General features: G+C 34.6%; 18 protein-coding genes and 1 pseudogene. 2 read left to right on the top strand and 17 right to left on the bottom strand.

What is annotated here, in order from left to right; translation table 11 throughout:
* Positions 1-5: 5 nt before the first annotated feature.
* From AC0NJG_RS16640 to AC0NJG_RS16605, 8 genes are all read right to left on the bottom strand, one after another.
* A complete protein-coding gene (locus AC0NJG_RS16640) occupies positions 6-827 on the bottom strand; it encodes a carbohydrate ABC transporter permease (protein ID WP_087953896.1) in 822 nt (273 codons plus the stop codon).
* Positions 824-1756 carry a carbohydrate ABC transporter permease gene (locus AC0NJG_RS16635; RefSeq protein ID WP_000573564.1) on the bottom strand — a complete coding sequence of 311 codons (933 nt, stop codon included), beginning with the start codon at positions 1754-1756 and terminating at the stop codon, positions 824-826. Before AC0NJG_RS16635 ends, AC0NJG_RS16640 begins: the two co-directional genes overlap by 4 nt.
* Positions 1756-2853, bottom strand: coding sequence for an ABC transporter ATP-binding protein (locus tag AC0NJG_RS16630; RefSeq protein ID WP_474063230.1), 1098 nt, complete (start codon positions 2851-2853; stop codon positions 1756-1758). Before AC0NJG_RS16630 ends, AC0NJG_RS16635 begins: the two co-directional genes overlap by 1 nt.
* A complete protein-coding gene (locus tag AC0NJG_RS16625; protein WP_087997463.1) occupies positions 2850-3416 on the bottom strand; it encodes a glycerol-3-phosphate responsive antiterminator in 567 nt (188 codons plus the stop codon). The genes AC0NJG_RS16630 and AC0NJG_RS16625 overlap by 4 nt, the downstream gene beginning before the upstream one ends.
* Before the next feature lie 305 nt (positions 3417-3721).
* Positions 3722-4402 (bottom strand): GNAT family N-acetyltransferase, encoded by a 681-nt coding sequence (locus tag AC0NJG_RS16620; RefSeq protein WP_087997464.1) that lies wholly within the window; start codon positions 4400-4402, stop codon positions 3722-3724.
* A 147-nt stretch (positions 4403-4549) separates the two neighbouring features.
* Positions 4550-5419 (bottom strand): ankyrin repeat domain-containing protein, encoded by an 870-nt coding sequence (locus AC0NJG_RS16615; protein WP_140168796.1) that lies wholly within the window; start codon positions 5417-5419, stop codon positions 4550-4552.
* A gap of 436 nt (positions 5420-5855) precedes the next feature.
* Complete coding sequence (locus AC0NJG_RS16610) at positions 5856-6359, bottom strand: nitrous oxide reductase accessory protein NosL (protein ID WP_087953901.1); 504 nt, start codon at positions 6357-6359, stop codon at positions 5856-5858.
* A gap of 131 nt (positions 6360-6490) precedes the next feature.
* Entirely contained in the window at positions 6491-6745 is a 255-nt protein-coding gene (locus AC0NJG_RS16605; protein WP_000857644.1) for a hypothetical protein, read from the bottom strand.
* 253 nt (positions 6746-6998) lie between these two features.
* Between AC0NJG_RS16605 and AC0NJG_RS16600 the strand changes: the two genes are divergently transcribed.
* Complete coding sequence (locus AC0NJG_RS16600; protein WP_087997466.1) at positions 6999-8303, top strand: CitMHS family transporter; 1305 nt, start codon at positions 6999-7001, stop codon at positions 8301-8303.
* A gap of 42 nt (positions 8304-8345) precedes the next feature.
* On the opposite strand, the gene AC0NJG_RS16595 is transcribed toward AC0NJG_RS16600, so the two are convergent.
* The 7 genes and pseudogenes from AC0NJG_RS16595 to colA form a co-directional block, all read right to left on the bottom strand.
* Positions 8346-9038, bottom strand: coding sequence for a response regulator (locus AC0NJG_RS16595; protein WP_087953903.1), 693 nt, complete (start codon positions 9036-9038; stop codon positions 8346-8348).
* Positions 9038-10648: an ATP-binding protein gene (locus AC0NJG_RS16590; protein WP_011039983.1), complete on the bottom strand. Its 1611-nt coding sequence runs from the start codon at positions 10646-10648 to the stop codon at positions 9038-9040. The genes AC0NJG_RS16595 and AC0NJG_RS16590 overlap by 1 nt, the downstream gene beginning before the upstream one ends.
* A 146-nt stretch (positions 10649-10794) precedes the next feature.
* Entirely contained in the window at positions 10795-11655 is an 861-nt protein-coding gene (locus AC0NJG_RS16585; RefSeq protein ID WP_373687608.1) for a methyl-accepting chemotaxis protein, read from the bottom strand.
* Positions 11656-11733: 78 nt separating this feature from the next.
* A pseudogene (locus AC0NJG_RS16580) lies at positions 11734-12771 on the bottom strand (HAMP domain-containing protein); the annotation flags it as partial.
* A 241-nt stretch (positions 12772-13012) separates the two neighbouring features.
* Positions 13013-14587 (bottom strand): flotillin family protein, encoded by a 1575-nt coding sequence (locus tag AC0NJG_RS16575; RefSeq protein WP_087953905.1) that lies wholly within the window; start codon positions 14585-14587, stop codon positions 13013-13015.
* A 12-nt stretch (positions 14588-14599) separates the two neighbouring features.
* Positions 14600-15148 carry an NfeD family protein gene (locus AC0NJG_RS16570; protein WP_474063229.1) on the bottom strand — a complete coding sequence of 183 codons (549 nt, stop codon included), beginning with the start codon at positions 15146-15148 and terminating at the stop codon, positions 14600-14602.
* Between the two features lie 247 nt (positions 15149-15395).
* Entirely contained in the window at positions 15396-18293 is a 2898-nt protein-coding gene (gene colA / locus AC0NJG_RS16565) for a collagenase ColA (protein ID WP_173602078.1), read from the bottom strand.
* 246 nt (positions 18294-18539) lie between these two features.
* On the opposite strand from colA, the gene opuD reads away from it, so the two are divergent.
* Complete coding sequence (gene opuD / locus AC0NJG_RS16560; RefSeq protein WP_308901572.1) at positions 18540-20090, top strand: glycine betaine transporter OpuD; 1551 nt, start codon at positions 18540-18542, stop codon at positions 20088-20090.
* An 85-nt stretch (positions 20091-20175) separates the two neighbouring features.
* Here the strand turns inward: opuD and AC0NJG_RS16555 are convergent, their stop codons facing one another.
* Together AC0NJG_RS16555 and AC0NJG_RS16550 are read right to left on the bottom strand one after the other, a co-directional pair.
* Positions 20176-21042: a GNAT family N-acetyltransferase gene (locus AC0NJG_RS16555; protein WP_308901573.1), complete on the bottom strand. Its 867-nt coding sequence runs from the start codon at positions 21040-21042 to the stop codon at positions 20176-20178.
* Between the two features lie 156 nt (positions 21043-21198).
* Positions 21199-21749: LPXTG cell wall anchor domain-containing protein (locus tag AC0NJG_RS16550; RefSeq protein WP_474063228.1), on the bottom strand; the 551-nt coding region annotated here is incomplete at its 5' end.

Here is a 21749-nt window from a genome sequence, read left to right as displayed (position 1 = left end):
CTTAGTTATTTAATTGCACCTTTTGTTAATCCTTGTTGTAATTGCTTTTGCCCTAAAAATAGTAGAATCAATGTCGGAATTACGATAACCGTAACACCGGCCATTACGCTTCCCCAATCAGTTGCAACTTCTTGAGACTGAAGCTGCTTCACACCAATTTGGACTGTTCTTACCTTTTCATCAGTGGTCACTAAAAGTGGCCATAAGTACATATTCCATGTTGTTAAAAAACTATATACTCCAAGCGTAATAAAACTCGTTTTACAATACGGAATTACAACGCTAAATAAAAACTTTACATTTCCAATCCCTTCAATAAAAGCAGCTTCTTTCAGTTCATTCGGAAGCGTCATAAAGTGTTGACGTAGTAAGAAAATACCGAAAGCTGTTGCAAAAAATGGCACTGTCATTCCAGCGAAGCTATTGATCCAACCAAAGTTTTGAATCGTTAAAAAGTTAGGTACCATCGTCGCTTCCCACGGAATAAGCATCGTTGAAATAAACAGGAAGAAAATAAGATTTCTTCCTTTAAACTGAAGAAAGACGAAAGCATAGGCTGCTAAGCTTGATACGATAAGTTGTCCAACCATAACAACTGTCGATACAATTAAACTGTTATATAAGTATGTAAAAAGCGGTACTTTTTGAAAAATATTAATAAAATTATCAAAAGTAAATTGAGTCGGAAATAACCTTCTCATTTGAATATCGTCTGGTGTCATAAAGCTTATTAAAAATGCATAGAGTACAGGAAAAAACACCATTACTGCACTAATAATGAGCAGCATGTATAATAGGAAATTTTGTTTCCACTGTTTAACGATCATTTATAATGCACCTTTCTCTCAGCAAACTTGAATTGAAGTAATGTAGCAATGAAAATGAAAATAAATAATACCATCGCTTGTGCACTTGCTGTTCCAAATTGATGATTCACAAATGCCTCTTTATAAATCGAATATACAATTAAATTCGTTGCATCATTTGGTCCACCATGTGTTAAAATATCAATTTGTCCGAAGCTTTGGAACGCACTAATTAACGTTACTGTCACGATAAAGAATAAAGTTGGTGATAGCATCGGTAATGTAACACGACGAAGCTTATATAAATAGCTAGCACCATCTATAGATGCACTTTCATATAAAGACGTATCAATGTTTTGTAAACCACCTAATATAACTAAAAATGCAAATCCTGTATTCACCCAAACCGTTGTAACTGATACAGAGAACAATGCCCAATCCGGACTCGTTAACCATGCGATTGCAGGTAGATTCATAGAGGCTAATATATTATTAAATAATCCGACACTTGGATGAAATAAAAATAGCCAAATCACCGCACTAGCAGCTACTGATATTCCCATAGTGGAAGAAAATAACACCCGGAATACCCCAATACCTCTTACTTTTCCATTTGCAATCAATGCAAGAAATAAAGCGAGTATAATACTCGTAGGCACTGTATATACAACAAATAATAAAGTTGACTTTATGCTTTTGTAGAAAGCAGGATCAGAAAATAAGTATTGATAATTTTCTAAGCCAACGAAAAGATTAGCTTCTCCGTGTATATCTGTTAAATAAAAGCTATAGTAAATCGTCCTAAATAATGGATAAAAAAGAAAAATCGAGAATAATAAAATAGATGGCGCTAAAAATAATAATCCTATTCTTAAATCTTTCGTTCTACTCCATAAATTCTTCTTTTTTGCCACCTTTGCTTGGGCTGGTAACTTGCCTACTTCAATCATTATTTCGCCACCACTTTCAACTCTTCTTCAGCTACCACTTTTAATCGTTCATTCGTATTCTGATGAAAGAAGCATAACTTATCTTGTGAGAATAATAATTTTACTTTGTCACCTTTGTTCAAGAGTAGCTGTCCAATGACTTTTGCACTCCAAGTTGTTCCATTTATTGCGAAGTTTAATATAGATTCGTTGCCTAATACTTCTACAGATTGTAGCGTAACTTCTTGTCCTTCCTCACACAGGGCAATATGCTCAGGACGCATGCCTATGCGAATTATTCCTTCTGGTAATTGCTTTAACTGTCCAATAGATAACGGAATTTGCAATTGCCCTATATGTAATACACCTTTTTCTTTGTCTACTTCTCCATCATTTATATTCATCGAAGGAGACCCTATAAAACTTGCAACAAATTCATTTGCTGGTTCGTTATAGATGTCAAGCGGTGTTCCAACTTGCTGTATACTTCCTTTATTTAAAACCATGATGCGATCTCCCATAGTCATCGCCTCTATTTGATCATGAGTAACGTAAATCATTGTAATTCCTAAACGCTGCTGAATTTCTCTAATTTCAATTCTCATTTGCGCACGTAATTTCGCGTCTAAATTCGAAAGTGGTTCATCCATTAAACAAATCGGTGCTTGGCTCACGATTGCTCTAGCAAGCGCAACACGCTGTCTTTGTCCACCTGATAATTGACCTGGTTTCATTTTCACATACTCTTTCAGCCCTACCATATCAATAGCTTCCATTAATCTCTTTTGCCGCTCTTCTTTTTGTACTTTCCTTACCTTAAGTCCAAATAAAATATTTTCTTCTACAGATAAGTGTGGGTATAGTGCGTAATTTTGAAATACCATTGATAGATTACGATCTTTCGGCTCTAAATCATTTGCAACACATTCATTAATAATTAAATCCCCCGAAGAAATTTCTTCTAGGCCAGCGATCATTCGTAATAATGTGCTTTTCCCACATCCTGAAGGCCCAACTAAAACAAAAAACTCGCCCTTCTTAATGTGAACCGATACACCCTTAACCGCTGTCTCTTCTGCATTTTTATATACCTTTGAAACATTTTTCAATTCAATCACAAAGTTGCACTCCTTTTTTCCTCTTGTATCCATACTTCATAGTGACTCGTCGAAATCGCACTCGCTCCTGCACGAATGGCAACTTCTGCATCTTCTCGCGTTTGAATCAATCCGCCTGCAATGATAGGAAATTCTATTTCCTCTGCTAACTGCTTAATAATGGAAGGCATAATACCAGGCATAATCTCTACTGCATTCGGTTTAGTCGTTTTACAATTTTCAATTGATTTTGTAAGAGATAAAGTATCGACAATAAAAATACGTTGGATCGTTTTTAATCCAATTTTATTGGCATTTCGAATTGTCGATCCTTTTGTTGAAATAATGCCTTGTGCTCCGATAACGTCTTGAATATACAAAAGTGCTTCCTCTGTATTCGTATTTAAACCTTGTATAAAATCACAATGAAGAAAGACATCATGTCCATGTTTCTGTAATTCATATACACGCTCTGGTAATTCCAGCATTGAACCCGTCATAAGAAAAACTGTTTTCGTTAATTTTTTGTATGTGTTGTATCCTTTCCAATCCTTTATCATCGCAATATAAGGTTCTTTAAACATTCATTCCACCTAACTTTTCTGTTTTTATCCAAACTAAAAACACCTACTTACATAGAACACCTTTCTCCTTATTTGAACTCTAGGGAATAGAGCACACCTAAGAAAGTGGCACGTTATATGTAAGCGGGTGTTCTCAAATGTTCTCTACCCTAGTTATTTTGTTACCTTTACTATATTACGTATTTATTAAGTCAGTTTTGATAAATTGTTAATTAGGTGTTAATCGAATGTTAATATTCACCATATTTTTAACAATAATCTAAATATATGGATGAATCCCAACCGCAAACAACTATTTTTAAAATTTAAGTGATATGCAAATTCATTCCATAGTTAATTAGTTTTAGTTTTTTTGCAACTGCTTGTGAAGCAAAGTTATCCCAAGAAGTACTATAAAGTGGAATGCGGTTTTCTTCTTGTATTGATATCGCCCAGGCTGTAACAACATCAGTACCATATCCATTCCCTTGAAACTCCGCTAAAGTTTCCACACTCGCCTCAGCAGCTACAGGTGTACTCCTAGCACTGCAACATATAGAAACTACCTTTTCATTTTTTACAATTGCAAAGTAAGGTTGCCTCCACTCCATCTGTTCTATTAGATTAGGAAAATTTTCTCGCAAAAGCTCTTTATTCTTCTCTGTTATCTGTATTGTTCTAGTTGGCTTATGTAAATTATTAGAGAACATGAAAGCAGGGCCCATCCAAATATTTTTTACTGTTCTTTCTTCATTTAATACATGGATAATCTTTGCTATCTCTATATGATTTGAAGGTTCTCGAATTAATTTCTCAATCTTACCTACCGTTTCATCATCCAGATCACAATGATATCTCGTTATACTCCCTTCACGAGTTCTGCCAAGAAAAAAGCGTGGTGCTTTCGTATTTCCTTGTTCATTTACATATTTGATTTTTCCTACTTGATTATGAACAAATAAAACCTCTACTTGAATTACTATTAAATCAAGTTCTGAGAGCCTCATTTATATCCTCCTTAGTTACTTCATATACTATTTACAATCTATTTTTCATGCTCAAAATAAAAATCCCATTTACATACACATTACTGAATCCATCATGCTAACTGATTTCTTCATTCTGTCTATCTAAATGGGATTATTTTTCGTTTTTTATTCTACTGGTTGTTGTGGCTGTACTACTTCATTCGCTCCAGCTGTCCTCAACATATTTGCAATATCTTTAAAACCTCTTTTTTCAGCATATTGCAGTGGCGTAATATTCTCCTTATTGGCCATATTTACATCTGCACCGTGGTCAATAAGCATTTGAATTACTTTCTTATGGTTTTCACTACCATTTCCTAATACGATTGCTTCTACTAAAGCTGTTCCACCACGAGCATTTTTATAATTCACATCAATATCTGTATGCTCTAACAATTCTTTTACGACCTCTACATGGCCACGCTCAGATGCAGAAATAAGTGCTGTTCCACCTGACTTAGTCGTTTCTTTCGTATTAACTCCTGCATTAATTAATACTTTTACAATATCCGTATAGCCTTCTCTACTTGCATAAAGAAGTGGATTACTTTGTTTCTCATCTTTAATTTCAATATTAGCACCTGCACCAATTAATGCTTTCACTGTCTCTACATGATTTTGGTACGTTGCTGCAAGGACAGGTGTTTCTCCGTTGTCACCTTCTACATTTATATTCGCTCCATCTTGGATCAACTTCATAGCTGTTTCTGTGTCTCCAAGAGTTGCAGAAAGTAGCAACTGTTTGTCCATTAAATTTATACTTTTTTCTTCTTTAGATTCTTCCTGTTCTTTATGCTTCTCTTTTTTCTTTTCGTTTTTCACATGAACCGGTTTCGATTCTGGCTCTTCTTGCTTATCACAAGCCACTACGGTCATTAAAAGTCCTAATAACATACATAATAAAATTTTTTGTTTTCTCACAACTACAGCTCCTATGAAAGATAATGTTTTCTTAACCATTCCTCCATCACATACAATAACTCTTCTTGAGTACATTTATCCATAAGCCCTTTATATTCCTTCTTTAATTGGAGTATCTTAAACTTATACTATGTTTCTCAACCTATTGGAATGATACGCCTGATGGCCTCATCATTAACATTATGAAGCAATTAGTTTAGCACGTTTTCACCGCATTTGTATACATTTCTAAAAAGTACATAAAGTGAAACTTTAATCAGTGGGAGGGTTCACCCCACTGATTATTAGTTGAACCAATCGGGTATTTACGGGCTGTTGATCTCCCACCTAACTTCTTTGCTCCTGCCTAATTTTGAGGTGGGAGTTTTACTGCCCGTTAATACTGGGTAAATAATTGCTTTAGGTCACTACATTCCATTGTAACCGTTCTTCTAAAAATTTTACACCTTTTCTATATTTGCACCTGAATAATACTAGAAAAAGACAACTATATAGTTGTCTTTTTCTAGTATTAATGATGCCCACCGTGATTTCCCTTTTTCGGGTTCCCCATCATTTCTTTATTCATTTCCCATTTATGCTCTGCTAGCTCTTTATACGAAAGAACTTTCCCCTTATAGTTAGATACAAAGCTCTCTGCATCTTTTTTGTTTTTAAATGAAATGACATTATAAGCCATTGGTGTTGTAATTGTTTTATCATATACGTAAGTAGCGTCTTCTAACGAAACCCAATCTTTCGAATCATAATCTCGAACAAATTTTTCTTTCGTCTTTACACCCGGATTAATCTCCATCCATTTATACATACAACCGATATCATCAAACTTTAATGCTTTTCCATTTTCTAAAATGATTTCTGTTGCAAATTGATTATCCATTACCCCAATTTGGCAAATATCACACTTATCATGCTTCTCATCAATTGCCACAGCCTCTGCTTGTTTCTTACCACATCCTACAATTGTAAAGACAAAGAATAAGCATATAGCAAGCATCACATACTTTGTTCTCATTGTATTTCCTCCCTAACCTTATCTTCTACAAGGAGCATATCAAAAACTTGTGTGCGATTTGTGAAAAAACGATGTGTCTTTTGTAATATATGGAACAAAAAAGATGTGTAGTCCTCTCTACACACCTCTCATCATTCACAACCTGTAATTACTAAATCATCTTCTATTTTAATTAATAATGTATCTGTATGAATTTGCTGCCCAACAACTACATTTACTAATCTTATATTTCCACTGATGCCAACTGCAACTTTTTCAAGCTCACCGTTATTTTTTCGGATCATCATTAATTTTTCCCACTCATATACGTAAGAAGATTCATTAACAAAAATCTCTTCTACTTTTCCTTCATAAGAACTACAAATCTCTTCCATTCTTGTTTTCATATAAAATCTACTCCCTATTTCACACTTCAATATTTTCATCTTATTCTACCATTCTTATGGAGAGCAGCTTACTTTTTAAAAATTCAAATTAACTACCGTGAACAAAATGACCAAAATAAAAATTATGCTTCTAATGATGTTATTTTTCAAATTATTTACCATTCGAATGAATGCTTTTATGATAAACAAAAAAACTTTTTTCTGAATTTTTATTTTATTTTGAAAGCGCAATCATTTTTGAGGGGGAGATTACATGTTAGCACTACTTGGATTTGCGATGGTATTTGTCTTTATGTTTTTAATTATGACGAAACGTATGTCAGCACTAGTAGCATTAATATTAATTCCAATTACTTTCGCATTAATTGGAGGCTTTTATGCAGACATGGGGCCTATGATGTTAGAAGGAATTCAAAAACTAGCACCTACTGGTATTATGCTTATGTTTGCTATTTTATATTTTGGAATTATGATTGATAGCGGTTTATTCGATCCTGTCATTAGTAGGATTTTGAAATTTGTAAAAGGAGATCCTTTAAAAATTGTTGTTGGCACAGCAATTCTTACGATTATCGTTTCATTAGATGGGGATGGAACGACAACCTATATGATTACTGTTTCCGCAATGTACCCACTATATAAACGCCTTGGGATGAATCCACTTATATTAGCTGGGGTTGTTATGTTAGGTGCAGGGGTGACAAATCTTACACCGTGGGGTGGACCGACAGCTCGTGTTATGAGTGCACTTGGACTAGACGCTTCAGAGCTCTTTACACCACTTATACCAGGAATGATCGCTGGTGCACTTTGGGTAGTTTTCGTTGCTTACTATCTTGGCAAAAAAGAGAGAAAACGTTTAGGAATTATGGATGTACAATATTTAAAACAAATGCAAACAATGGATGAGCAAGCTGCAACATTAGAAGCTGCTGTTCATAAGCGCCCTAAACTTCTATGGATTAACTTTTTATTAACTGCTACCTTACTTGTCTGTCTCATACTAGAAGTTATGCCGTTACCTGTTTTATTTACAATCGCTTTCGCTATTGCTGTTATGATTAACTATCCGAACTTAGAGCAACAGAAAGAGCGTATTGCTTCTCATGCAGGAAACGTGTTAGCTGTTGTTTCTCTCGTATTTGCCGCTGGGATTTTCACTGGGATTTTATCAGGAACAAAAATGGTAGATGCAATGGCTAAAAGTGTAGTAACTCTTATACCAGACGCCCTTGGACCACAACTACCAATTATTACAGCTCTTCTTAGCATGCCATTCACATTTTTCATGTCCAATGATGCATTTTATTTCGGTGTACTACCTATTTTAACGAAAGCTGCTGCCACTTACGGAATTAGTGCAGCTGAAATGGGACGCGCTTCCTTACTCGGGCAACCTGTTCACTTATTAAGCCCTCTTGTCGCATCCACTTATTTATTAGTTGGGATGGCAAAAGTTGATTTTGGTGAACATCAACGTTTTACTTTATTGTGGGCAGTTGGAACGACAATGGTCATGTTGATTACTGGAATTTTAATTGGGATTATTCCAATATAAAATAAAAAACAGTAGCGGACATATATCCTCTACTGTTTTTTATTATGAAGAAACAAGAAAATATCTTCTTTCTGGTCTCCCTACACTCCCATATATAAGCTCCGCATGAACTTTCTTTCCTGATATTAAATATTCTAAATAACGCCTCGCTGTTGACCTGCTTACTCCGACCATTGAGCTTAGCACTTCCGCAGTAATACCTTCTTCATTCACTGTTAACATATGTTTTTTTATTTTTGCTAAAGTTAAGGGATCTATCCCTTTCGGGGCATATTCTATTTCATTTCCCTTTACGCCTCTTTGAGACCATAAATGTTCAATTTGTTCTATAGATAACTGATTATTTTTCTTTAGCTGTACAAGTTTTTTTTGATAATTTTCCAAACTTGTTTTAAATCGATCAAACATAAGTGGTTTTACGATATAATCTGTTACTCCACCTCGCAGGGCGTGCCTCACTACATCTGTTTCCGATGCAGCTGTAATCATAATAATATCTGTATCATGTAAATTATGTCTAATATATGTGACAAGTTCCGTTCCTTGCATATCAGGTAGGTACACGTCTAATAAAACGAGCTGTGGCTTCACAAGATCTAGCCATTCTTTCGCTTGTTCTCCATTCGTTGCTGTTCCGATGACTTTAAACCCCTCAATTTTTTCAGTAAAACGACGATGAATGTCCGCAATTCGAATATCATCTTCTACAATCAATACTTCAATCTCCTCACCCATTACAATTCGCCTCTCTCTTTTGGTAATGCAATAATAAACAATGCACCACCTAAATCCCCTTTTTCGATTGCGATACTTCCATTTAAATCTTCTACTAACTCTTTCACTTTTGCTAATCCATACCCTCGCTTCTCGCCTTCTTTCGTCGAGAAGCCTTTATAGAATATGCTAGTAATGACCTCATCATGAATCCCTTGTCCTGAGTCTTCCACTTCAATGACTATTTCTTCTCCAATATCAGTTACAAACATTCTTACTTTCTTATTATGTTCTTCATTTCTTTCAATCGCTTCAAATGCATTCGTAATTAAATTTCCTAAAATAGAAACGACATAATTACTCTCAATGTGCGGGCTTAATTTGTCTAAACTACTCTCTCTATCTAGCATAAAATCAATCTTCAACTCTCTTGCTCTATTATAGAATCCAATTAAAATCCCACCTAACCACGGATTTTGAATTCGCTTCATAATAAATTGAACAAAATCTTGATAGACCGCCGTTTCCTTATGAATAAGCTCTAAAGCATCTTCATATGATTCTAACTGGATAAGGCCTGAGAGCGTATACAATAAGTTATTATATTCATGTGTTTGCGCTCGTAATGCCTCTGTATATTGCTTCGTCTGAGATAATTCTGCTGTTAACTGATCCATTTCAGATTTCAAACGTAAGCTCGATACAACACCAGTTACTTTATTCTTTACTTTAATAGGTAGACGGTTCGCAATAACAGCCTGCCCTTTTATATTTAATTGACGATCAAACTGTTCTTCCCCAGTTTGAAGTACATCTAGTATCGTTGAATTAGGAATTACATCTAAAATAAATTCTCCAATAATATTTCGTTGTTCATCTAATGAAAGAATGTCATAAGCTGCTTGATTGACTAATCTAATCATCCCATTTTGATCAATGACAATAATCCCTTCACGTACAGATTGAATCACTGTACTATGCTCTTCATATAAAGATGAAATTTCTTCTGGCTCCATACCAAACATCATTCTTTTTATACTGCCTGCTAAATATATAGAACCAATTATCCCAATTAAAAGACCTGCTATTGTAATCCAAAATACACGCTTTCCATACACTTCTACTGCACCATGAATATCATCCATTGAAAATCCAACAGACACCACGCCAATAATTTCATTTTCCTGATTACGGATTGGAACTTTTCCGCGTAATGAAGGGCCTAATGATCCAGTTGCTCTCGAAACATAAGATTTCCCTTCTAATAGAACCCCTTCGTTATCTCCACCAACCATTGCTTCTCCTATTTTATCTCGCTTAGGATGTGCATATCGAATCCCCTCTTTATTTCCAACTACAATAAAATCAGCATCTGTATCAATTCGAATTTTTTCTGCAATCGGCTGAATGATAGAAGCTGGATTTTCTTTTTGAAAAGCTTCCTTTATTTCAGGTATAGCAGCAACTGTTTTCGCAACATGCAAAGCCCGTTTCCCAATTTGCTCTTCTACCGTTTCAGATAATATGTAATAAAATAAGTAACTCGTTAACAGCAGTACAACTAAAATTAGTGTACTAATAGTTAATGTAATTCTCGGTTGTAGTTTTAATTTTTTTAATTTCAAAACCATTCCCCTAACATGATTAAAGATAGAATTTAAAGAATATACAGTCTCTTTAATTATACTTAATCATAACATGGTTACTCTATATTTCTTTTTCTATTCATAAAAAAGAAACGAAGTAAAATTATTACCTCGTTTCTTAGCATTCGTTATTACACTTTAAACTTACCAATCATCTCTTGTAATTCTTCTGCCATTTGTGATAAATGGACTGCTGCTGCATTTATTTCATCTACTGAAGCTAATTGTTCTTCAGAGGAACCAGCAATATTTTGAACGCTTGCTGCATTTTCTTCAATCGTAGCTGCAATTTCATTAATAGATGCACTTACTTGTCTTGCATCTACCGTCATTTGCTTCGCTACATCTACCATGTTATCAATTTGTACAACTGTATCATCCGTAGATTTCAATATTTCTGCAAAGCTTTGCTTCGTTTCATTTGCAACTACAAGCCCTGATTGTACTTCTGTCCCAACTTGCTTCATAGAACTTACCGTTTCCTTTATATCAAATTGGATCTCTTTTACTAGTTTTCCAATTTCCGTAGAAGACTGTCCTGATTGCTCAGCTAATTTTCGCACTTCATCGGCTACAATTGCAAATCCTCTTCCTTGCTCTCCAGCTCTCGCAGCCTCAATTGCCGCATTTAATGCTAATAAATTTGTCTGCTCTGCAATATGTTGAATCACCTCAAGGATTGCTCCAATTTGTTTTGATTTATCATCTAACAAAACAATGACTTTATCTGATTGTGAAACAGACTCATGGATTAATTGCATTTGATTCACAGTTTTTTCAACTAACCTTCCACCATCTTCAGCCTTTTTCTTCGTATACATAGATGCTGTGGATACTAATGAAGAACTATCTGCAACACGCTGAATTCCTTCTGTAACTTCTTCTAATAATGTTGCGCCTTCTTCAACTTCTTTCGTTTGTATTTCCGATCCGCTCGACACTTGCTCTATTGCTTGTGTAATTTGTTCCGTTGCTTCACTTGTCTGCTTCATACTAGCTGTTAATTCTTCTGAAGATGCCGCCACATGACTTGCTGAAGTATTTATATTAGAAATGACCTGATGTAATGATGCCGCCATCTCGTTAAAACTTTCTCCTAGCTGTCCAATTTCATCTTTAGAATGAACTGTAATTGTTTCTGTTAAATCGCCTTCACTAATCTTTTTCGATGATATAACAAGTTGTTTTAACGGACTAATAATAGAAGCAATTATGAAGTAAATTAAAATCCCACCAATTATTAATGAAATACCAATAACAGTTAGCGTTTTATAGAAAATAGGTTCAGCTGCTTCAATAATTTCTTTTGCAGGCATAATTCCTGCTAATTTCCATCCAGTTATCTTATTTGTTTTAAAAGTGATATGACGCTCTTCACCATCTAATGTGAAATTAAAATCACCTGTTTCTTGTTTGTACAACTCTTTTTCAAGCTTCTCTTCTACCTTATCTCCTGGCTTCATCGTCGGATGTGCTACTACATTTTTATCTTGATCAAAAATTGCTACATATCCTTTTTTACCGATATTAACCATCTTTGAAGTGTTTACGATATCATTAATAATTAAATCAATACCTAGAACACCGCTCTTATCCTCATTTTGCTTTGCTATTGTAATAACAATATTTCCTGTCGTTTTTGATTTATATGGAGCTGTAATAATTACTTCTCCACTTTTTTTCACTGCTTCTTTATACCAATCTCTTTCAGTAGGATTATATCCTTCTGGCATTTGAATAGACGGTGATTGAATAAACTGCCCATTGCTCGATCCAGTATAGATGGCTTCTAATTCTGGATGTAACTTATTATATTCTTCTAGTTTATTTTGGATATTTTGTATTTGATCCGTTTGGTAACTTGATTGTGTAAATAACTTCGTAAAATAAACTGCATCTACTTTTTTACTATCCAATTCTTTATTAATTACATTATCCAAAATTTTTATATTATCTTTCGCCGTTTGTGAAATCGTTTCATTAAAGTTTGTCTTCGCTTGCTGATAAGACGTCCAACCAATTACAATACTTGGAAGAATTAAAATGATAACAAATGATACAAGTAACTTTGCTTTTAGACTACTACTCCTTAATTTCCCTTGAAACATATTTTTACCCCTCCATACCGTTTTAAATGTAATTATCTCACATTTAATTTATTTATATAAATTACACGATTAATTGTATTAACTCTTCATCTCTTTTTTTATTAAATAGTTAATACATACCCTTTTCATTCTATATAAATTAAATAATTAAAACAATATATAAAAATGTATATTATTCGAAATATTATAATCCACAGAAAAACCTCTAGCATTGCACTTACTAGAGGTCCCTCCCGCTTTACTATTCTTTCTCTTTTTCTATTTCTTTTTTCTCATCTTCTACTACAGATACAACAGGTTTATCGCTTGATAATTGCTGTACTGCTCCTTTTCCAGCAAATCCTTCTAATAACTCTTTTAAATCAATGCCAGAAGATGCTTTTAACGTTTCTTGCATCGTTGCCATTAAATCAGTCGCATAACCTGCAACTTTTCCGGCGCCGCTATTTTTACCACCGCCGCCTGTATCCACAACTGTAATTTTATCAATGTTACTAAGTGGGCTTGCAACTTCCTTCGCATAACTTGGAAGCATTTTAAGTACCATATCCATAATTGCCGCTTGGCCATATAACTCAAATGCCTCTGCAATTTTTTGTTTCGCTTCTGCTTCCGCTAAACCTTTTAATCTGATAACATCGGCTTCTGCTGTACCTTGTGCTTTTTGTACTTCCGCTTTCGCTTGACCTTGCGCTTTCTCAATTTCCGCCTTCGCTAAACCTTCTACACGTACTTCTTCTGCACGTGCTCTCGCTTCTGCTTCAATCTTATATTGATCCGCATCTGCCTTTTTAATCTGTTTTACTTTTTCTGCTTCCGCTGATTGCTCGACAGCATAACGATCTGCATCTGCTTTTTTCTTTACTTCTGCATCGTATTGCTTTTCACGACGCGCAATCTCTTTTTCTTCTAATTCAATTTGTTTCTCACGCTCAATGATTTTAACGCGCATTTGCTCTTCTGTAACACCTTGTTGCGCTTTCGCCTGTTGTAATTCGTAAGAAAGATCCGCATCTGCACGAGCTTGTTCTTGCTCTCTCTTATAAGATTGTACTTTTAATTCTTTATGTTTTTCAGCTTCAGCAATTTGGGCATCACGTTGGTATTCAGCTTCTTTCGCTTCTTTCTCAGCACGAGCTTTTTCAATACGAGCTTCCTTTTCACGCTCTGCATTTGCAATTGTTGCATCACGCTTAACCGTCGCAATTTGCGGCTGACCAAGTGCATCTAAGTAACCGTTCTTATCCATGATTTCTTTAATGGTAAAGGAAACGATGCGAAGACCCATTTTCTTTAAATCTGTAGAAGCTACTTCATGCACTTTTTGAGCAAATTGCTCTCTATTACTATACGCATCTTCTACTGTCATAGAGGATAAAATCGCACGTAAATGACCTTCTAAAACCTCTTTTGCTTCTACCTTTAACTCTTCTGTTTCTTTTCCTAAATATTGCTCAGCTGCTGTAGATACTTCTTCGATTGTAGAACCTACTTTAATAATAGAAACACCATTTACTGTAACTGGAACACCTTGCTTCGTATACGTATCGCGTGTACCCACTTCTAACTTATAATTTAGTAGGCTTAAAGGTTCTGCTCTTTGCATAATTGGAACTACGAATGTACCGCCACCGCGAATAATCTTAATCTTCTTTCCATCATCAGTGGTAACTACATTTTTCCCACCACCAAGCCAGTTCCCTGTAACAATTAACGCTTCATCTGGTCCAACTGTTCGATACTTCGTAATGAATACTAAAATGAGTAGAATTAAAATTGCAAGTAAAACTCCACCAATAATTAATGGAATCGTCATGTAAATTCCCCCTTATAATTTTGGTTTTTTTAAAGAATAAGCGATGTTTTGTACAAGCAAAACACCATCTTGGACTCCCTCAATAATAACTTCAGTTCCTTGTGAAATATCTTTTTTCCCAATTGTTTTAGCTGGAATTGCATTACTTCCAAATTGGGAGGAGATTAATACTTCACCAAATCCTTCTGTAGGAATTGTCGTAATGACTTCTCCCTTGCAACCAATGAATTCATCCATACGTTGCACAGTATTTTGTTCTGCTTCTGCAATCGGCTTTAAAATTAATATTTTCATTATGAATACACCAATAAAGGATATAGCAAATGCAGCCACGAAAATAAGAATACTATTAAAGGAAAATAAATATTCTCCTATATAACTAAGTCCACATAGCATGGCGAAAAAACTAAGTAATAAAGTAACAACGGATACCGATCCGCCTCCAAAACTAAATATGGATTCAAATATATCCCCAAAAAAGATATAAATCACAGTGAGTATAGTAGCAATAATAAATCCGCATAAATAAATTGTTTCAAGTGGATAACCAAACAAAACCATTTCTTATCCTCCTCTCTTAAACAATCCCTTTTTTGTTATGTGTATGCCCCACCTCTTTCAAAGATTATTGTTCTTAATTTTCAGTTATTTGCCTTTTAAAGAAAAGCCTGTAAGACAGGCCTCCTAAAAAAGAACAGGAGAAGCCTCTTGTGACAGGCTCCTCCTAGTAAATAACCGATATATTATATATCTATATAATATACTATTTTCCACAAAAAGTAAAGTTAAACATACATTGGAAAAGCACTTATTTTATTGATAATTCGTATGTTCCATCGCCATTATCATATTTATATACATACAAGTAATACTTACCTGGTTTTGCATTCATTTTTGCATCTATATGATTTCCATTTGCTTGACCGTAAGCAGCATAATTTTGCATATCTGATTCATGGTGAAGTACCCATGTCATCCCGATTCCATACTCATTTAAAACGGAAATATCGATATCTTTCGCTGATGCTACATTAAATGTATAAACATCAGTGTGATCCTCGCCGATAAGGCTACCTTTTATAGTATTGTTTAGCCCAATCTGATTTGCTTCCTCTGAACGATTATTTGGTTCTAATTCTTTTAAACTTCCCTCTTTAACCGTAACCGTTGTTTCGCTTCTGCTCTCTTTCCCTTTATCATCTTTTACTCTTAACGTTACTTTATATGAACCTTCTCTTTCATATACATGCACTGGATTTACTTCTGCACTTGTGCTTCCATCTCCAAAGTCCCATAAATAAGAAACGATTTTTCCATCTTCATCTTTTGAGCCATCACTTTTAAATTGAACACCTTCTTTTACAAGTCCATTATAAGGGCCGTTTATATTAATTGTTGGAGCTTTATTTTCTCCGTCATCTTTTGCGATACCGTGGAAGACTACATCATATTCAAATTGATTTGAGCTATTCACACGATAATTGACGAAGTATGCTGTAACAGTTTTGTAGCCACTCCATTCTTTTTGCGCCAATTGTTCTAAAGATTCATTTACTCTTTTACTCATTGCTTTCCAATCTTCTGATTCACCTTTTGTGACACTACCTGTATACGTACCTTCTAATGTAAATGTATTAAAGAATTGAGAATTATGTTTTGTCATTTTTGTATCTTTCATAGGCAACGTATCACTAATTTCTTTCTTCACCGCTGCTAACGACTTCGTTGCATGTTCAGCTAAATAATCATCAGCTACTTCTGGTACAGTGTATATATCTTGATTATCAATTAACTGCTGCATATACTCTTGATACTCTTTATTTAACTTAGGATCTTTACTTAGATTTTCACGATATGCATCATAATTTTTCACGTCATTCGCACGAATCAAATCTTGAATTTTATCAAATGTTTCAAACTGATGCGTATATAAGTAAGATTGCAATGCGAACGAGTAATTATAGAAATCCCAAGAACCATATTTAGCAAATAGTGTGCGCTCTGCAGTATAACGGCTTGCAGGATCAGATGATAATCCACTAATGATGCTCTTTCTCGGTACTACATTATTTGTTCGAGTAGATCCTGCGAAAAATTCAGCATTCCCTTCTTGGAACCAAGTTAATCTCTCATTTTGATACATATCTCCTCTTCCGAATAAACCAGGAACTTCATATCTCCCTTGAAGATAATGAGTAAACTCATGGCGAAATAACTCTTCTAAACTATAAATACTTTGTTCTGGCGTGCGCTCATATGTAAAGAATGTTCCTGTTTCTTCAATATAAATTCCACCGTTGTTTGTTTCATATCCATACAATTGTCTATTTAACTGATATTCATCTGGACTATTATAAATTACGATCGTTAATATATCATCTGCATTTCCCGGCTCTAACGCTTTATCATTCCCAATTACACGATGATACTGCGCTTTTACTTCCTTCGCAGCCCAGTACAGTCTCTTAATTTTTTCTTCCGATACTTTATCTCCTGTTTTAAATACGATAGATCCATCATCAAATGTATACGTTTTTGGTAAGTACTGCTCTTTTCCTTCTTTACGTATTTTCTCTAAATCTACTGTATTCCCGCTATAATCTTTTCCGTTATAATTTGTTGTAATTTGTTCTACTGCGACAAAATACGGTTCACTTAAACGTGGATACATATGCATTGCCTGTGTCACAACTTCTAATCCTTTATTTGGATTACTGTGAAACTTCCCTAAACGACTAGCAAAGTAAATTCCATTATTAACGAGCCACTTATTTTCTGGTGTTACTTCATTTAGAAGAGCAATACGATTTATTTCATTAATAAACCCATCTACTTTTCCATACCACATCGTTTCATTCGCTTCTTTACGAGCCTCAATTAAGTAAGACTGTATATCATAGTCAATCCCTTGCATTATATCGTATACAGCTTGTCCTTTCATACGATCGTCTACATACGTATGAAGATTATCATTATATTGTTTTAAAATATTAGCTGCGTATTGAACCGTTTCAACATCACTTGAAGCGTTACTAATCAATTTTCCGTATGCAGATACGACTGTATCTTGTTCATCTGTACCAAGCTTAAAGTTTGGATTTTTTGCGATTGCTTTTAAAGCAGGTAAACATTTGTCCTGGAAGCTTCTTTCATTTAATTCACTTAATTCATTATTATAAAATGCCAAATAAAAAGCTGAACGTAACACTTCCGTAAATGTTTGAATTCCTTTTGAATCATCTTTCGTAAATGTACTACCTCGATGAGCTAATTCATCTATAATAACTTGCATTTTCCCTTTATCTTTATAAAAAGCTTTTGCATCTTCATTAAACTGGAATAAGTCTGTAATTTGGTGCCACTTAATACTGCCTAATGTTTCAACTAATTCTTGATCATTCATTTTGTTTAAATCAGCCATTGAATAGCTTTCTTTAACTTGCTTTACTGTCGCTTTATTCGTATTAGATGCTGGTCGCTGTGAAAAGTCTCCTACTTTTAAACGTTCTTGAAACGATAATGTTTCCTCCGCTTTAGAAACGTGCCCAATCTCATCTACCGACTTTTCAATTCCAACCGGTTTCGTTTTCAACACGTTATACGGTACTTTTTCTTCCGCTGCTACATGAGTTTGAAGTGCACCTAACGATAAAGCCATTGTACTAATGCTAAGCATCACTTTATTGATCTTTGATTTCTTGTTCATATCCTTGCCCCCTATTTTAATATTCCATCCAAGAATTTAACATAAAATCTGGATACAACAATATAAAATGCAATATTTCATATTATTTCTTCCTATAATTTGTACATATCGTGAACGCATTGCTCTGTACCTCCCTAAAACAAATTGCATCCTTTCATATTATAAAAAGGGAATTTTTTGACAATTAAAAACTTAATTGTTATGATTATTATAATTGTTAACTTTATTAAACAAGGGTGGGATTCTATGATAAAAAAAGAAAACAGTGTATTTTATATCTCCTTCTTGCTAACAACATTATTCATTATATGGGGAATTACCCCAGCAAGTTGGATACAAGGCTACGATTTACAAAGTGTTACATCTTCTTTAAACTCATTTATCCTCAATAAATTTGGGTGGTTTTACTCTCTACTTATGACTACAATGATTATTTTGGCTGCTTATTTAGCATTTTCTAAGTACGGTTCTATTCGTCTTGGTAAAGATGGAGAAAAGCCAAAATATAATTATCCATCTTGGTTATCCATGTTGTTTGGGGCAGGAATGGGAATTGGACTCCTCTTTTATGGAATCGCTGAACCGATTTCACATTTTACAGATCCGTTAACAGGAAAAGCAGGTACAGAAGAAAGCGCTAAACTTGCTATGCAATATTCATTTTTCCACTGGGGACTCTTTCCGTGGTCACTATACGCAATGGTCGCTTTAACAATTGCATATTTCACATTCCGCAAACAAAAAGGTAGCACTATCGGGGCTACAGTTACTCCATTATTTAATCGATCGAAAAATTCTCGTATCGGAAAAGCAGTTGATATTCTAGCTGTTTTAGCCACAGTATTTGGCATTGTACCATCTGTTGGGATTGGTGCTCAACAAATCGCCGGAGGATTAAGCTATTTATTCCCTTCCATCCATAACACTTTACTTACTCAGCTCGTACTTATAGCTATCTTCGCTCTTTTATATTTAACAAGTGCACAAACTGGCTTAGATCGTGGGATTAAATATCTGAGTAACTTGAATTTCTCTCTTGCAGGTATTTTACTCGTTTCTTTCTTACTTTTGGGACCAACTGTATTTATTATGAAATATTTCACATCTACACTTGGTTCTTATATTGGTGATTTACCTAGCATGGGATTAAATTTAGGAGCATTTAGTGAAAAATCCTCTTCTTGGATTGAAAACTGGACTATTTTTTATTGGGGATGGTGGATCTCTTGGTCTCCATTCGTCGGTACATTTATCGCCCGTATATCTAAAGGACGCACAATAAAAGAATTTATCTTTGGAGTTGTATTAGTCCCAACTCTTATCTGTACATTTTGGTTTGCAGTATTTGGTGGTACCGCAATCCATATGGAAATGTTCCAATCGCTTGGAATAGCTGATGAAATTGCAAAAAATGGTACAGAGATTGGATTATTTGCTGTTATTTCACATCTACCATTCTCTACATTTTTAACGATTATCGGGTTAATTTTAGTAGCCACATTTTTCGTTACTTCTGCCGATTCAGCAACATTTGTTGTTTCAATGCAAACGAGTAACGGAAGCTTATCACCGAAAAATAGTTTAAAACTTATATGGGGATTAACAATCGCGATAATTGCCGCTATTTTATTACAAGCTGGAGGATTAAATGCACTACAAATTGCAGCTATCATTGCAGCACTACCATTTTCTATCGTAGTCGTTCTTATGGTTACTTCGCTCTTTAAAGAGTTGCAAAAGGAAAATGTTAATTCACAAACAAAAGAAGTTCCCAAAAAAATAAAAAAGGTTATGTAACGATTGGCGCCTCAAATCACTCCTAAATCCTTGATGGATGAGGAAAAAAGTAGATTAATAAAACCCATTCATATGAATGGGTTTTTTACTCTATTATATAGTGTTGTAAACATGCCTTCTCCTCAAAACCCACTTTCTTGTACAACTTCATCGCACGATCATTATTCGTATTCAAACATAGTTCTATCTCTCTCATCCCTTGGAAGGAGAAAATATACTGAATTGCAGCTTGCAATAAACACTCTCCGACACCTTTTTTTCTACTATTTTCAGCAGTTGCAATAAATTCGATATTTGCTTCTTGAAACTCCGGATTTACTTCAACATATACGTAGCCTTCTAACTTATCATTCTTCATACTCACAAATAATTTATTCGTATCACTTAAACGTTCGATAATTTCATTTCCGTCATAATATGTATTAGGAAAAACATTATTGTGTAAAGCGATAAACGGCTCGAATACCTGTGGTAAAGCTTCTTCTACATTACATATAGTATGTTGTTTCACGCCACTATTACTCAACCTGAAAATACTATGTAGCTCTTTTTCTTTTGCATGTAAATCCTTCATTAAGCGGGCACAATTATTATTTTCCACATGATAAAAACCATAAAATTTCTCAATATGAACGGGTACCTTTTCTATAAGTTCCTTCCACATATGTAACGCAACTTCTTCCCAATTCGCTGAAAGAATAAACGGTCCCCATATTTCTGCACATTTCTTTACTTCATCCACATCAAATCCTAATACACCTATTAAGTTATTATTCTCATAAGTAGCAACAAAAGATTGTTCCCACCCTATATCCGAAAAATCATGGATAATTGTCTGTAACAACTCCTCTTTCTCTTCTCCACAATACCCAACATGATGAGTAGCATCTTTATTCATATTCGCAATAAATGATGCTACCTCTTCAATTTTCAAAATCGAACTGACATACATAACCTCTCCTCCTTCTCTAATACATTTACACCTTTTCCATTTATATCCTCCTTAAAAAAACATTATCATAAGCCTATTTCAAAATGAAACTGCCATGATAATGTCTTCTCAAAAACTTATATAATTATTTTGCAATATAATAAGATAAAACGTTATTTACTTCTTAAATAATCTCTTTCTAAATGCAAACATACTCAATGCTGAAAGAACTAATGTTACACCTGAAAGTAACATTGATGTATTCGCTTGTCCACCTGTTGCTGCTAAAGATTTTTTACTTTCTTCTTTCGGCTTGCTAACTTGTTTATCTGATACATTTTCTTCCGTTGTTTGATTCACTACTTCCTGTGCTTGTACCGCTTCACTCTTTTGAACATTCGCCGTTCCTAATCCATTTAAACCCTCTTTTTGTTTCTCAACATTTGTTTCTAGCTCACTTACATTTTCCCTCACTGTTACAGATTTACTTGTCTCTTCTTTCGGCTTCTCTACTTCTGCCTCTGGTTTACTTTCTTCTTTCGGCTTCTCTACTTCCGCCTCTGGTTTACTTTCTTCTTCCAGCTTCTCTACTTCTGCCTCTGGTTTACTTTCTTCTTCCAGCTTCTCTACTTCTGCCTCTGGTTTACTTTCTTCTTCCAGCTTCTCTACTTCTGCCTCTGGTTTACTTTCTTCTTCCAGCTTCTCTACTTCTGCCTCTGGTTTACTTT

This window comes from Bacillus sp. SSR7, assembly GCF_055902415.1.
The sequence above is the reverse complement of the archived record's forward strand: the minus strand, read 5'-3'. Positions and strand labels throughout refer to the sequence as shown.